15 protein-coding genes are annotated in these 13,899 nt (G+C 44.1%); 5 read left to right on the forward strand and 10 right to left on the reverse strand.

Going from position 1 to position 13,899, the window contains the following annotated elements; translation table 11 throughout:
• Positions 1-168 precede the first annotated feature (168 nt).
• From DXA97_RS16830 to DXA97_RS16840, 3 genes are read right to left on the reverse strand one after another with little or no spacing between them, the layout of a single operon-like run.
• Complete coding sequence (locus tag DXA97_RS16830) at positions 169-933, reverse strand: anion permease (protein ID WP_118721190.1); 765 nt, start codon at positions 931-933, stop codon at positions 169-171.
• Complete coding sequence (locus DXA97_RS16835; RefSeq protein ID WP_182436940.1) at positions 924-1,625, reverse strand: SLC13 family permease; 702 nt, start codon at positions 1,623-1,625, stop codon at positions 924-926. The genes DXA97_RS16830 and DXA97_RS16835 overlap by 10 nt, the downstream gene beginning before the upstream one ends.
• Positions 1,626-1,652: 27 nt before the next feature.
• On the reverse strand, positions 1,653-2,624 hold the full coding sequence (locus DXA97_RS16840) for a 3-hydroxyacyl-CoA dehydrogenase family protein (protein WP_347561679.1): 972 nt from the start codon (positions 2,622-2,624) through the stop codon (positions 1,653-1,655).
• A gap of 248 nt (positions 2,625-2,872) precedes the next feature.
• Here DXA97_RS16840 and DXA97_RS16845 point away from each other — a divergent pair, with 248 nt between their 5' ends.
• Positions 2,873-3,109 (forward strand): DUF6061 family protein, encoded by a 237-nt coding sequence (locus tag DXA97_RS16845; RefSeq protein ID WP_002578301.1) that lies wholly within the window; start codon positions 2,873-2,875, stop codon positions 3,107-3,109.
• A gap of 133 nt (positions 3,110-3,242) precedes the next feature.
• Here DXA97_RS16845 and DXA97_RS16850 read toward each other — a convergent pair whose 3' ends face one another.
• The 7 genes from DXA97_RS16850 to DXA97_RS16880 all read right to left on the reverse strand — a co-directional run bounded on the left by DXA97_RS16850 (position 3,243) and on the right by DXA97_RS16880 (position 8,593).
• Positions 3,243-4,562, reverse strand: coding sequence for an MATE family efflux transporter (locus tag DXA97_RS16850; RefSeq protein WP_118721193.1), 1,320 nt, complete (start codon positions 4,560-4,562; stop codon positions 3,243-3,245).
• A gap of 90 nt (positions 4,563-4,652) precedes the next feature.
• Positions 4,653-5,009, reverse strand: a complete 357-nt coding sequence (locus DXA97_RS16855) for a MarR family transcriptional regulator (RefSeq protein ID WP_243107721.1) — start codon at positions 5,007-5,009, stop codon at positions 4,653-4,655.
• 155 nt (positions 5,010-5,164) lie between these two features.
• Positions 5,165-5,869 carry a DUF6040 family protein gene (locus tag DXA97_RS16860; protein ID WP_021369328.1) on the reverse strand — a complete coding sequence of 235 codons (705 nt, stop codon included), beginning with the start codon at positions 5,867-5,869 and terminating at the stop codon, positions 5,165-5,167.
• Positions 5,853-7,574, reverse strand: coding sequence for a MobA/MobL family protein (locus DXA97_RS16865; protein WP_009243741.1), 1,722 nt, complete (start codon positions 7,572-7,574; stop codon positions 5,853-5,855). Before DXA97_RS16865 ends, DXA97_RS16860 begins: the two co-directional genes overlap by 17 nt.
• Complete coding sequence (locus DXA97_RS22460; RefSeq protein ID WP_009243740.1) at positions 7,550-7,903, reverse strand: hypothetical protein; 354 nt, start codon at positions 7,901-7,903, stop codon at positions 7,550-7,552. The genes DXA97_RS16865 and DXA97_RS22460 overlap by 25 nt, the downstream gene beginning before the upstream one ends.
• Positions 7,903-8,217: a DUF3847 domain-containing protein gene (locus DXA97_RS16875; RefSeq protein ID WP_002578306.1), complete on the reverse strand. Its 315-nt coding sequence runs from the start codon at positions 8,215-8,217 to the stop codon at positions 7,903-7,905. The genes DXA97_RS22460 and DXA97_RS16875 overlap by 1 nt, the downstream gene beginning before the upstream one ends.
• 145 nt (positions 8,218-8,362) lie before the next feature.
• A complete protein-coding gene (locus DXA97_RS16880) occupies positions 8,363-8,593 on the reverse strand; it encodes a helix-turn-helix domain-containing protein (protein WP_002578307.1) in 231 nt (76 codons plus the stop codon).
• Positions 8,594-8,767: 174 nt separating this feature from the next.
• On the opposite strand from DXA97_RS16880, the gene DXA97_RS16885 reads away from it, so the two are divergent.
• From DXA97_RS16885 to ilvD, 4 genes are all read left to right on the forward strand, one after another.
• Positions 8,768-9,397, forward strand: a complete 630-nt coding sequence (locus DXA97_RS16885) for a helix-turn-helix transcriptional regulator (RefSeq protein WP_117347817.1) — start codon at positions 8,768-8,770, stop codon at positions 9,395-9,397.
• A gap of 86 nt (positions 9,398-9,483) precedes the next feature.
• Positions 9,484-10,779: a tyrosine-type recombinase/integrase gene (locus tag DXA97_RS16890; RefSeq protein WP_117347818.1), complete on the forward strand. Its 1,296-nt coding sequence runs from the start codon at positions 9,484-9,486 to the stop codon at positions 10,777-10,779.
• Between the two features lie 367 nt (positions 10,780-11,146).
• Positions 11,147-12,052, forward strand: a complete 906-nt coding sequence (locus tag DXA97_RS16895) for a LysR family transcriptional regulator (RefSeq protein ID WP_182436941.1) — start codon at positions 11,147-11,149, stop codon at positions 12,050-12,052.
• A 24-nt stretch (positions 12,053-12,076) separates the two neighbouring features.
• Positions 12,077-13,762, forward strand: coding sequence for a dihydroxy-acid dehydratase (ilvD, locus tag DXA97_RS16900; RefSeq protein ID WP_118721195.1), 1,686 nt, complete (start codon positions 12,077-12,079; stop codon positions 13,760-13,762).
• Positions 13,763-13,899 lie beyond the last annotated feature (137 nt).

Raw genomic sequence — 13,899 nt, forward strand, 5'->3', positions numbered from 1 at the left:
TGTTGCTGACACTTCCGCATTGTGAACCATAGCGCCACTGGCGTCTCCATGATATCCATTTACACAAAAATGCAGGAAAACCTCTCCGGCTTTCCTGCATTTTTTATATTGCATTTCTTATATTTCGAAACAACTCTTTTTACCGGTATTCTTTCGCAATCCTCCGTTTTATAACATGGTTCCAAGCGTATATCCAATGAGTGTTACCACAAGCGGTGTAAGCAGCATCATGATGATACCATATTTATATATCTGGTTCTTACTGCTGTATTCGTTGCCGTGGAGCATTGCAATGACTGCGAAGCTGGATGGCATCAGGTATGCAGCGGAACCACAGAAGCTGGTTACCATGGAGATTGCCACCAGATTGACCACTCCGGTGCTCATGCCAAGGGCAACTCCCAGACCGGTCATAACCGTGATCGTCGATACGTTTGACGCAAAGTTGGTCATAAATACTGCTGCATAGGCAATGATCAGAACCACCGCCATCGTCGGAACATGGCTGATCAGCGGGCTGATGTAGGCAGACATGAATGCATTCACTCCAGTTTCCTCTGCACAGATCACGCTTCCGAAATAAACACCGATGCTGATGAAGATCAGAATGCCCCAGTTGATATGCTTATTCACGATATCACGCACATCGATCAGCGGCTTATTGTCAATGCTGACGATTCCCATCAATACAACGGATAAGGTCGCCCAGAAAGTAATTCCGTAGCTGTTGAGCGCCGTGACAAAGGCCGCATCCGGGATAAAGAGCTTTAAGAAGCCCGGGATGATCCACAGAAGGACAGTCAGGAAGAAGACAAATACAGTTACCTTCTCGCGCAGGTCCATTGGTCCCTGCTGGTCCAGAACCCGGCTCACATCAAAATTTTTGAATTTGCCGAAGTCCGGCTTTGCGATCAGGCGGATGATCAGTGCCATGATTGCAAACAGAACAATGCCGGTCGGGATACCAAACAGAAGGTAGGTAAACAGCTGATGCTCTGTCCTGTTGCAGACTCATACACGCCCAGTCCCAAAATAATCAGCGAATGGGAGATTGGAGTCATGGCACCACCAATATTGACACCAAACAGGGTAATGATATTGGTGATATGCGGGTAGCTGTCATCCTTGGAATAGCCAAGCTCCTGATAGATCCGGTTCACGAAGGCAAGCATAAATGCTGCTGCCGGAACTTGGTCGATAAACGCGCCAAGGATCATGCCAAGAACACCAAGGGAAATCGTGAAGGTCCATGGATTCCTGTTCACGAATTTCTGGCTCATGAATTTTGCAACCAGACGTGAGGTAAAGCCGGACTCATTCAGCGCATGTGTCATAATAAAGGTCATCAATACAAAATATACGACCCAGTTTCCAAGGCTTCCGCTGATGGCTCCGTTTAATGTGGTTGCACCAGTTCTGGACAGTAATACGACTGCCAGCATAGCCGGCCACACGGTATCAACCGCAGACAGCAGAATTACGGTGGCGATAAATACACCGATCACGCGGATACCGGCTGTTGTCATCGGCGCCGGTGCCGGCATCACCCAGAAAATTGCCACGATCAGAAAGCAGATTGCGATCTTCACCAGCTTTGCCCGTTCCATACTAAATTTCTGTGTCATTCTAACCCCTCCTAACATTCCGTGTTTTTACATTTTTTCCTTTGGAAGATCCCACTCACAGAACTTCCAGTACGGTGCATTGACACGTTCACGGTATGCGTCCATGTCCACTCCACGCCAGTCGTAAAAGCCCTCTCCCGCCTTCACGCCTGTTTTTCCTTCTGCGATCAGCTTATCGATACATTCCGGCACAGTCTTGGTATCGCTGATGACCGGGAACAGATTTTTACAGGTTGTCCGGTTCAGCTCCAGACCGCCATTATCGAAATGCTCGAAAATACCGATGGAGGTATAGCGCGGGCAGAAGCTGTACTGCAATGCCCGGTCGATGTCTCTCGGATCTGCCACACCCTCCTCTACTAGGGCAAGTACCTCTCTCCACAATGCGAACTGGAGTCGGTTTCCGATAAAACCCGGGGTCGGTTTTTTCAAAACAACCGGTTTTCTGTCTAACTCCTCCAGAAGCTGGTAGACGTATTCGATCACACCCGGAGCAGTCCGTTTTCCACCGCATAATTCAAAATAAGGGACCATATGTACCGGATTGAACGGATGCGTTACGATGATCCGATCGCCATATTTTTCACAGGTTTCTGCAAGAATATCCGGCACAATGGAGGAGCTTACCGAGCAGATTGCCTTCACATCCGGGCAGGTATCCTCCAGAATATGATAGATATCATGCTTGACATCCGGGTTCTCCAGTGCACTCTCAAAGACGATCTCCGCATCCGCCATAGCCTTATAGTCCTGTGAGATTACCAGATAAGTTTTGCAGATGTCCACCTGCTCACTGGTCGCAAGCCCGTGTCCTACCAGACTTTTCCAGTGATTTTCATAATTGTTGCGGCATCTTTGTGCCGATGCTTCGCTGCGCGCATAAACCACCGTCTTAAACCCATGTCCCGTTGTCAGCACTGCCATGCTGGTCGCAATGATCCCGGTTCCGACAATTCCGATTGAGATTTCACCTGTTTTAAGAAATTTAATAACTGTTATATTTTATTATTAAATTCTTCGCACCCCCTTGAAAACACTGGATTTGTCGCAGGTGAGCTTTCCCTTATTATTTCCCTTGTGTTATATCGTCCCATCAGTGTTTATGCACTCTGATAAGGGCAAATACAAGGGCAAGAAAAATCTATAAGACAGTATAACACAAAATAAAAGTGACATGGTGAACTGATTGAAATGCTTCTTAATTTTTGCTACTACTGATTGATTAAATGATAAGGAGATGGGATACGATGAGAACAATATTTGCAGAATACAATCCACAGTGCAACAGCATTGATGTATATACTAATACGGGCTATATACTCCGTATTGATTGTTGGGAAGCAGAAAAAAATTTAAGAACCACACCTGGATCTGATTGTGCTTTGACATCGCTTGCAATCGATGAGCCATTAGAATATGCAAGGTTATATCTTGATGGGAATTTACAGATGTGGGTAGATGCTGAAGATTCATTAGAGTTATGATTATTCCAATCAAAATCTACTAGAATTTATTAAAAATTAGCTTCATAATTTTAAAAGGACAGCCCTATTGCTATGAGGCTGTCCTTAAAAATACAATAGATAAACCTAGATTATTCTTGCTACTATCTGATTGTTAAATTTTCTGTATTCCATATTGCAAATCTCCCTTTTCGCAATATTTTATTAGTATGAATGCCAGAATCGCTGAAAAAACACGTGCCAATACCGTACTCCACCATATCATAATCTGTCCACCAAATAAAGGTGGTAAAACAAGCATAAATATCAGCATCAATACTGGTTCAATGAATGTAAGAATGTATGACAATCCACTTTTTTCAGTAGCATAAAATCCAGCTGTCGCTATTCTGGTAATCGCAACAAATGGTAATGACACTAAAAATATAGGTACAATTTTAGAAATCTCAATACTTACTTCATAAGAAGCTCCGAAAACCCCTCCAATATTTGCTCTGTTTACATACATGATAATTCCACCACAAACAGCAAGAATTATTGCAAAAATGTATGCCATTCTCTGAACTCCTCTCAGGCTTTCTTGATCCTTCTCACCATAAAAACGGCTCATTAAAGGTTGACTTCCATCACCTACGCCCTGCAATATGAGATATATGATACAGATAATATAGGATACACATGCATAAGTTGCAATAGCTTTTTCTCCCCCATAAGAAGCGGAGAATCGGTTTATAAACACCAATGAAATATTAGGAGTCAATGCTAGCCCAAATGGTGCAAGACCTACTCTGAATATAGCGCCACACATTTCTTTTACATTTTTTAAGGATACATACACATAAAACTTTTTATTATATAATGCGTATATGATTGCAATTGCTGCAGTCACACCCTGTCCGGCTATTGTAGCTGTGGCTGCACCTTTCATGCCCATTTCATATATCCATACAAAGATAAAATCCAGAACAATATTGGTTATGAATCCACCAACCATCGCAAACATTGACCAGAAAGAGTTTCCATAATTTCTAATGAATAGCATCATTCCAGTTCCAAGAATCTGCAATATTGCTCCAAGTGCTATAATTTTGATATAATCTGTCGCATTTGTTAATATAATTCCATCTGCTCCAAGCAATCCTAAAATTTTAGACGAAAAGGAGTAAATAATTATGGTACTGATAACACTTACTATTACAAGAAGCCACCAGCTTGTAGCAATAAATTCTTCTGCCCGTTTTCCTTTCTTTTCTGCTGCATTAATTGAGTAATAAACAGCTCCTCCCATACCAATTCCTGTTCCAAGAGCCTGAATCAAAGCCTCAATCGGATATGCAATATTAATAGCCGAAAGTCCAGCATCTCCTATGGTATTGCCTACAAAATATCCATCCACTATCGCATATATTCCTGATAATGCAAATGCTATAATAGATGGAATAACATATTTAAAAAATAATGATTTATGATTCATTTTTCTTACAATCTCCTTCCTTGAAAAGTCTGATAAACAGCTCTGTATTATCATTAAGACTTTCTATATTCTCTAATCCCATTTTTTCGATTACATATATTTCTTTTGAGTGCAGTTTTCTATGATATCTTTCGTATATTCCATTCCTGATTCTGTGAGGCATATCAGCTTATTTCTCTTGTCTGAATCATCAGATACCATATTGATGTATCCTTTTTTCTGAAAATCTTTTAGTATCGTATTTACCGTTTGCTTAGGTATATTCCATTTTTCACTTATCATTTTCTGCGTGCATCTTCCATTACTTTCATAAAATGAATGCAAAGCAAAAACTCCATTTGAAGACAGTCCCTGATCCTTTGACCATTCCTCATACATTGCTGTACATTCTTTCCATAAAGCATAATATCGTTGCAACTGTATTATCATATTATTATCTTTTCTCATCTTTTTCCTCCTTAAATTAGTACGAATCCGGACTTTTGTATTATAGCCCGAGTTCGTACTAATTGTCAAGATTTATTTATATACTTTTTCTTTATATAAACAATCAATAGTCCCTTACTAAGGACAGGAAGATTATGAAATTTCCCTGTCCTCTTTTAATAATATCCTCGTTCTTCCATCCAGTCTTTCACATAACATCTGATTCCAATATAAATAATATGCGACAGTAATAGCAATACAATAAGATTTATCGGATTAGCGTTTTTAATCCATTCTCCAAAGTAAATTACAACAGCTGTACTCGTTATCGCTACCACGATACTGATGATATCCCAACAATATTTCCGGTAGATTTTTCCTACCTGATAACCAATCCCGATTATCAGCCACCCGGTTATTACGAATAAAATTGCCATGACAGTACCGGCAATCAGCCAGTACACAATCCCGGAAAGAATACTGTTAGGTATTCCACTGCTTAACTGTCCGAAAGAGTCTGCACCTGTCACAAACTCCCGAAATAAACTTCCCATTCCTTTTCCTAACGCACCGAAAAAGACGATACAGTCGTTAAGGAAAACCGGCGAAAGAATCGCAGTAAACAGTGTTGTTGTTATGCTGTACCATGCCAGTAGAAACAAGATACTTTCATAACCAATCGTCATATTTTTATATTTCTTTTCTAACTGGCTTTTACGGCTATCGCATTTTTCTTTTGCTTTCCGGTAAGCAGTACGGTCACATTTTTCACATTTCTCATAAGGCACTTTTTTCTCAACAGCTACCTCTACCGTCTTTTGGTGTGTCTGTGCATAAAGTTTTTCCTGCTCTGCTTTTTCATACTTAAATTTCCATGCCACGGCTTCTGCGTCGGCTCTTTTCCTGCTGTCTGTCTCGCTGGTCAATCGTTCCTCTGTTTGCCTTAATCTTGTCCGCAATGCTTCGATATTCTCGGCTCTGTTTTCGCTGTTCAATTTCTCGTTCAAGGTCAGCGATTCGCTTAGCTGCCTGTTTAGTTCCTGGATTGTCTGGTCTTTCTGATCCAGTTCGTCCTGCATCTGTTCGGTCATCAGCAGAAGTTCTTCCACCTGCCCGACGTTCTCTAAGTTTCTGCATTCGCTCATCGATCTCCCTCGCTTTCTCTATCTGCTGTTTAAGGTCAGCAATTCGCTGTTCTGTTTCTGCAATAAGCTGTTCTCGTTGTTCAGCTTCTGCGTTAATTCCTGCCATTGCTGATTCTCGTTTTCCAACTGTTCGATTCTGGTTTTCTGTTGCTCGATCTGTGAGAGCAGTTCTTCTGTATCTGGCAAAAGATTTAGCAGCCTGGATAATTCGCTGTTTAAGCTTTTTAAACTCTGGTTCTGCTCCTGAAAAGACAGGAGCTGCCTGTCCCGTTCCTGCAATTCCTGTACCATCTCTGCCATAAGATTCTGCTGTTCCTCGATCTGGTTTATCATTGTCTCCATCATGGGAATGACTTCCCGGCTTTCTTCTAATGTCACGCAATCGCTCCTTCCATTGTGTTAATGCACTGGATACTTTTCCAAAAGAAATCTGTATTTTATCCAGCAGTGCATTTTGTCTTTTTATGATCTGGTTTTCCTCTACTTTCCATGAAGTAGAGGATGTCTGTCCGTTTTGAAATTTCTCGTCAATTTTTCTGGCATCTGCGCCCTCATGGATCGTCGGTATCTCTAATTTTCCCTGCCTTGCATAAGAACGATGGTCAATGTGATTTTCCGTTTTCAAATGTGCATTACAGACGTTTGCCCATTCGCTCCGCCATAGCTCACAATTTTTCGGATTGTTCCACCCGGTAGCATCGGTTAATACACGTTTCCACTGTTTGCGGTTCCTTGTCCCGACTTTCTGGACTCCATTTTCATCAAGTACGGGGATTCGGATTCCATGACGGTCAGGGTTCTTTTTATCCTGCCACCAGTCCGGATGGGATTCATCCACCACAATATTTCCATTTTCATCTCTGACAAACTCCCAATCCTTGATTTCTTTGTTCCCCCATGAGTGGTCTGGATTGAATGGTCGCATCGTCACAAGTAAATGCACATGGGGATTTCCATCTCCTTTATCGTGGATACTCCAGTCCGCACACATTCCCTTATCTACAAAGGTCTTTTGAATATATTCAGTTGTATAATCAATCTGTTCCTGTCGGCTCCATTCTTTCGGAAGCGAAAATTCAAATGACCTGCCGAGTTGTGCATCCGAGGTCTTCTCAATCTTCAAAACTTCATTCCATAAACGCTGTTTCTGAAAAGTAAGTTTAAATTTTCCCAGTGCAGCATCTTTGTTATCTGCTCTTTTATATCGGGCAGATTTCTGAAACCGTCTGATATTTTCAGCAGGTACGTTCAGCCATTCCTGTGGTGCATTTTCACACATCAACAGGCTGGTATAAACGACTTCTTTTTTGGCAGTGTAGTAGCTGATCCTGCCTGTTTCTTCATTTTTCATCACATCACCATTGAGATACGCAGATGCTGATATGATGGATTTCCCTTTGCTGCGTCCAACAATCTTTACTGTATAATGAAAAATCGCCATGCTCCGTTTCCCCCTTTCTGCCGTATCCGGCTTTGATTTCCGGCAGGTAACGTTTTCCCAAAAAGAAAATGGTATCTGCCGGAACGCCCTCTGCGTAAGAGTGCCCTGTGCATAACAGCCTGCATGGAATGCGCCCCTCTGGCGAAGAGTGCCTCCTGCGGCATGAGCAGGTCTGGCTGAAAGCCCCGCCGACGGAACGAGCCCGGCAAGCATAAGCGCAGACCGGTTGCCACCTGTGGCAAACTTATACGGACGACCTCTGGTTGTCCATAAGTGCGCCCTTCATGAAAAAGCAATGAAGGGAATGGAAAATCCACTCCCTCCGGCATTACACTTCCTCCGTATTCGCAACTGGCTCTTTCTGCATTGCCTTTGAGAAGAATTTCCCATTTGCTTCCTGCCTTTTTAAGAAGCCGATCAGCTTTGGGATATCATCTTCCTCAATCGCAGAACCCAGCACCGATTCCACCGCACCACCAATCTGGCAGAGCCTGTGTGTCCGCTTTTTAGTTTCCACATCTTTCTGACGTTTCTTCAGTTCCCGTTTCTGTGCTGCATACTGTTTTGCTTTCTCAAGGCTTTCCTGTTCTTTCTTTTCCAACTGGAGCATACGCTCCTCATAACTCTTTGTTGATCTTGCCATAAATATCATCGTCCTTTCTTTTTCTTCCAAACATAAGTTTCCTGTTGTCTGTCAGACGAAGTACATGGTATAATCTGTTTGCGTGTAGGTATATCATGACTCCGGTCTGATAGAACCTTTGGCGGTTTCTTCGGGAACCGCTTTTTTAAGTTGAACCGTTTCTTGTGACTGCTTTCACATTTCCCTTATCCCTCAAGTCTCTGCCCTCGTTGGCTTCCATAAAAAGTTCCAGCATATCCGTTTTGATCAGGACTTTTCTCCCAACCTTTAATACCGGAAGTTTCTTCCATTCCACCAGTTTTCTCAGGGTGTTCCTGCCGATTCCCGTATAATCAGCAGCTTCTTCAATAGATAAGGCAATCTTTCTTTGTGTCATATGACCACCTCCTTTTAAATTGCATTATGCAATTTCATTTGTGCTGTCAGTATAGCGTGTTTATATTGCTTTGTCAAGCATTATGAAATTTCATTCGTTTTCTATAAATTGCATATTGCAATATATTTTGTTGCGTGGTATAGTAATGACATACCGAAAAAGGAGCACATCAGCATGAAAGATAAAGAACTACGCAAGCTGATCGGCAGCAGGGCAAAACAGCGCCGTCTCGAATTAAATCTGACACAGCCTTATGTCGCAGAGAAGATGGGAGTTACCGCTTCCACAATCCTGCGTTATGAGAATGGTTCGATTGACAATACCAAAAAGATGGTACTGGAAGGCCTTTCGGAAGCACTTCATGTATCGATTGAATGGCTCAAAGGGGAAACCGATGAATATGAAACTGATATTACGGATAAGAAGGAATTGCAGATTCGTGATGTGATGGGCGATATTCTCAAACAGTTACCTCTTGATCTTAATAAAACAGAAGACGCTTTTTCTAAAGACTTACTGCTGTTAATGTTAAAGCAATATGAACTGTTTCTGGATTCGTTTCAGTTCGCCTGTAAAAATTACAAAGGCAGTACCAAAGATGCGGACATTGCCAAAGTAATGGGATTCGAATCGAAAGATGAATATAATGAGATTATGTTTCTCAGAGAGATCACACATACTGTCAACGCATTTAACGATATGGCAGATGTGATAAGGCTCTATTCAAAGAAACCGGAAGCAGCCGAACAAAGACTTGCCAATCTTTTATCCGAAGTTATGTATGAGGATTCTGAATCGGTATAGTAAGACAACCGGAGTTGTGATATACTTACACGCAAGAAGCATTTCAACAGTTCCGATTGTCTGATATCGAAAGGAGAAATACAATTATGGCAAAAGGATCTGTTAGAAAAAAAGGAAAAAAATGGTACTATCGCTTCTATGTAGAAGATGCAAGCGGTAAAATGGTTCAGAAAGAATATGCTGGAACCGAAAGTAAAAGTGAGACGGAAAAACTTCTCCGCAAAGCACTGGAAGATTACGAAAATAAGAAGTTTGTCGCAAAGGCAGACAGCCTTACGGTAGGAGAGCTTCTGGATATGTGGGCGGAAGAAGAACTGAAAACCGGGACACTCAGCAACGGCACAGTGGAAAATTATCTTGGTGCAATCCGCTGTATCAAAAAACACCCGATTGCAGACCGCAAACTGAAAACAGTTACTGCCGAACATTTACAGGCATTTCTTGATCTGCTTACATTCGGTGGTGAGTTTCCAGACGGGAAAGTAAGAAAGGGATACAGCAAAGATTATATCCATTCTTTTTCCGCAGTGTTACAGCAGTCATTCCGTTTTGCAGTATTTCCAAAACAACTAATCAGTTTCAATCCGATGCAATATATCAAACTGAAACGACAGGCAGAGGAAGTTGACCTCTTTTCCGATGATGAAGTGGAAGAAGGCACACAACCGATTTCGCATGATGATTACGAGCAACTTATCAAGTATCTGGAAAAGAAAAACCCACCTGCCATTCTACCGATTCAGATTGCGTATTATGCCGGGCTCCGTATCGGAGAAACCTGTGGTCTTACATGGCAGGACATTAACCTTGAGGAACAATGCCTGACCATAAAACGCAGTATCCGCTACGACGGCATGAAACACAAAAACATTATTGGACCAACGAAGCGGAAAAAAGTTAGGATTGTTGATTTTGGCGATACCCTGACTGAAATACTGAAAGCTGCCAGAAAGGAACAACTCAAAAACCGGATGCAGTATGGCGAATTATATCACCGCAATTACTACAAAGAAGTTCATGTGAAAAACAGAGTCTATTATGAATACTATCACCTTGACGGAACGCAGGAAGTCCCGGCAGATTACAAAGAAATCTCCTTTGTCTGCTTAAGACCGGATGGCTCTTTGGAACTGCCGAGTACACTCAGCATTGTATGCAGATCAGTGTCAAAGAAACTGGAAGGATTTGAAGATTTCCATTTCCACCAGTTACGTCACACCTACACCAGCAATCTGCTTTCCAATGGGGCTGCACCGAAAGATGTACAGGAACTGTTAGGACACTCTGATGTCAGTACCACAATGAATATTTACGCTCACTCAACAAGAAAAGCAAAACGGGATTCCGCAAGACTTCTTGATAAAGTAGTGAGCAATGCTTAACTAAAAATTTCCCTTATTTCCCTTGCGGATTCCGCATAAGGGCAAAGATAAGGGAAAATACATATCATTTCACTATCTAAGAGGCTGTAAGCCTTGAAAAATAAGGAAAGTTCAGGAAATCTCTCCACAAATCCCGATTGTGCGTACCTCTTTGCTCATAACATGTAACCTCCTTCGTTTTTATTTGTTAATTATTTATCAATATCAGCATCATATCATTTATTGCATGCATCTGCAATTCGAATTGCGTTGTCATCATTTCCAGAATGGAATAAATTGTTTTCTATACTCTTTCCATTTTGGAACAGATGCGCTATAATAAAAAAAGTTTACAACAATAATCTGACAGTTTATGAGAAGGTATCTTATGTCAAACATACGGTATTATGAGGAATTTGCCGCATTATCGCATTATTTAAGCTTTTCCCGCACCTCGGAGGAGCTTTGTGTGTCCCAGTCTGCCCTTTCCAAGCACATTGCTGCATTAGAGCAGGAGCTGGGGCTGACCTTGTTTATCCGCAATTCTAAAAACTGCGCACTCTCCGAAGCTGGCTATCAGATCTTACCCTATGTTGAAAAGATGCTGGAGGCACACCGGAGCATTGAACAGATCAGCAGGGAACAGTATCTGAAAAAAGAGCAGGCACGCAAAAACCCACAGATCTGCATTGCCTCCTGCCCACTGATCGGTGCCTACAAAATCGCCGATCTCATGGCACGCTTTAGCAGTCTCCACCCGGAGATTGCCGTAGGAACCTCGGAGTTTGAACCCGGTGTCATTCCCAAAATGCTGGACTCCGGCGATGTCGAGCTGGCCTTTGTCCGCCCATTCCGCAGCGGTATGTCTGCGTATGACGCAATTGAGTTTGTGCGGGAGGACATCATTGCTGTGCTTCCAAAAAGCCACCCTCTTTCAAGAGAAACCAGCATCCCTCTTTCCGCCTTAAGGAACGATCCCATGATCCTCATCGGGGAGCAGGCAGAGCTTCACTATGTCTGCATGCAGCTTTGCCTAAAGGCCGGGTTTACGCCGGCATCCCGCTTCAATGGGCTCAGGCCCGACAACATTATGGCGCTTGTCTCACTGAATATGGGTGTCGCATTGCTGTCGCAGAATTTTTACGAATACTACAAACGGGAAAATACCGTTGGTGTTCCCATTACCCCAACGGTCTCCACCTCGATCCGGCTGATCCGCAAAAAAGGGCGGAAGCTTTCCCGGCCAGCCAGATTTTCTGGGATTTCATCAATCAGGGTTCTCAAAAAACTATAAAATAATCAATCAGGGGGTATTCACATGCAAAAGAAATTTGAATCCGGTACCTTTCTTCCGGACAGTCTCATCTCCTGCCGCACCCTTTACAAGGCAAACGGCTTCTCCAATGATGACATGTCCCGCCCGATCATCGGTGTCTGCAATTCCTTTACCGACATTGTCCCGGGCCACCGCCACCTAAAAGAGCTGGCAGAGCAGGTCAAATACGGCGTTTACCGCGCTGGCGGCACTCCGGTAGAATTTGGCTGCATCGCAGTCTGTGACGGTGTCTGCACTACCCACAGCGGTGCCCGCTACTCTCTCCCGTCCCGTGAACTCGTGGCAGACAGTATTGAAACCATGGCACTTGCCCACCGTCTGGACGGTCTGGTGCTCATCGGCTCCTGCGACAAAACCGTTCCCGGCATGCTGATGGCAGCCGCAAGACTGGACATTCCATGTATCTTCCTCGCAGGAGGATGCATGCTCGGCGGCCAGTCCTTCGGCGGCAAGCGCAAATCAGACTCCACCTCCATCGAGGAGGCTTACGGTATGTACCAGGTAGGAAAGATAGGCCACGATGTCCTGGAGGATATCACGGAGCTGTGCTGCCCGACGGTCGGCTCCTGCCAGCATATGGCAACCGCAAACTCCATGTGCTGCATGGCAGAATCTCTCGGCTTAAGCCTTCCGGGCTCCGCAGCGATCCCGGCTGTATACAATGACCGTCTGCGTGCCGCACTGTTGTCCGGCGAGGCCGCTGTTCATATGGTACTTGAGGGCATTACCTCCCGCGATATCATCACACCGGAGGCAATCCGCAACGCCATCATGGTGCTCATGGCAACCGGAGGCTCCACCAACTGCGTCATCCACACTCTCGCCATCGCACATGAGATCGGACTGGATTCCAAAACTGTCATGGGATGGTTTGAGGAATACGGAAACAGCATCCCGCTGATCTGCCGCATCAACCCGGCATCCAAGGAATTCGACGCCGAAGACTTCTACAAGGCCGGAGGTATCCCGGAGGTTCAGCGTCAGATGAAGCCACTTTTGTATAACGACTGTATGACTGTAACCGGCAAGACCATCGGCGAAAACGCCGCCTCCTGCCGCAGCCTGTATCCAAAGAACCCGGATGTCATCACCTCCTTAGAGAAGCCATTCTCAACCCTTGCAGGTCTCGCCATCATGCACGGCAACCTTGCACCTGACACTGCCGTGGCAAAGCCTGCCGCTGTGGCAGAGGAGGTCCGCCACTTTACCGGAAAAGCCATCTGCTTTGACAGCGAGGATGCTGTCAGCGATGCCATCGCAAAGCAGCTGATCAAGCCAGGACACGTTGTGGTTGTCCGCTACGAGGGTCCGAAGGGTGCACCTGGCATGCCGGAAATGTTCAAACCTATGAAGCTGCTCTACGGCCAGGGCTTAAATAAATGCACCGCCCTCATCACCGATGGCCGCTTCTCCGGCACCAACAACGGCTGCTTCGTCGGCCATATTTCCCCAGAAGCTGCTGCTGGCGGTCCGATTGCCCTCATTGAAGACGGCGATGAGATCGATATCGATATCCCGAACAAAAAGCTGGAGCTTCATGTATCCGACGAGGAGCTTGCACGCAGAAAGGCGGCATTCCACTATGAGCCACAGCCAGTAGAAGGATACCTGAAACGGTATGCACTGCACGCAAGAAGTGCTGACCAGGGCGGAATCATCATCGATTAAAGTACATTTAGCAATTTAAGTATATGACAAGGGGCTGTCGCACTAACGTGCGGCAGCTCATTTTATATATCCAACACAAAACGCCGAGCTTCGAAAAGCCCGGCGTTCGTGGTATAATCAGTTTATGCGACTAAACA

This window comes from Clostridium sp. OF09-36, assembly GCF_003481985.1.
Classification (GTDB): domain Bacteria; phylum Bacillota; class Clostridia; order Lachnospirales; family Lachnospiraceae; genus Brotaphodocola.

Bases quoted from the DNA above. Each gene is read 5' to 3' on its own strand.
- DXA97_RS22460 (WP_009243740.1), bottom strand. From the start codon at position 7,903: ATGCCGGAGGGAGTGGATTTTCCATTCCCTTCATTGCTTTTTCATGAA.
- DXA97_RS16880 (WP_002578307.1), bottom strand. From the start codon at position 8,593: ATGACACAAAGAAAGATTGCCTTATCTATTGAAGAAGCTGCTGATTAT.
- DXA97_RS16835 (WP_182436940.1), bottom strand. From the start codon at position 1,625: ATGACACAGAAATTTAGTATGGAACGGGCAAAGCTGGTGAAGATCGCA.
- DXA97_RS16855 (WP_243107721.1), bottom strand. From the start codon at position 5,009: ATGAGAAAAGATAATAATATGATAATACAGTTGCAACGATATTATGCT.
- DXA97_RS16890 (WP_117347818.1), top strand. From the start codon at position 9,484: ATGGCAAAAGGATCTGTTAGAAAAAAAGGAAAAAAATGGTACTATCGC.
- DXA97_RS16895 (WP_182436941.1), top strand. From the start codon at position 11,147: ATGTCAAACATACGGTATTATGAGGAATTTGCCGCATTATCGCATTAT.
- DXA97_RS16830 (WP_118721190.1), bottom strand. From the start codon at position 933: ATGGCACTGATCATCCGCCTGATCGCAAAGCCGGACTTCGGCAAATTC.
- DXA97_RS16865 (WP_009243741.1), bottom strand. From the start codon at position 7,574: ATGGCGATTTTTCATTATACAGTAAAGATTGTTGGACGCAGCAAAGGG.
- ilvD (WP_118721195.1), top strand. From the start codon at position 12,077: ATGCAAAAGAAATTTGAATCCGGTACCTTTCTTCCGGACAGTCTCATC.
- DXA97_RS16885 (WP_117347817.1), top strand. From the start codon at position 8,768: ATGAAAGATAAAGAACTACGCAAGCTGATCGGCAGCAGGGCAAAACAG.
- DXA97_RS16845 (WP_002578301.1), top strand. From the start codon at position 2,873: ATGAGAACAATATTTGCAGAATACAATCCACAGTGCAACAGCATTGAT.
- DXA97_RS16875 (WP_002578306.1), bottom strand. From the start codon at position 8,217: ATGGCAAGATCAACAAAGAGTTATGAGGAGCGTATGCTCCAGTTGGAA.
- DXA97_RS16850 (WP_118721193.1), bottom strand. From the start codon at position 4,562: ATGAATCATAAATCATTATTTTTTAAATATGTTATTCCATCTATTATA.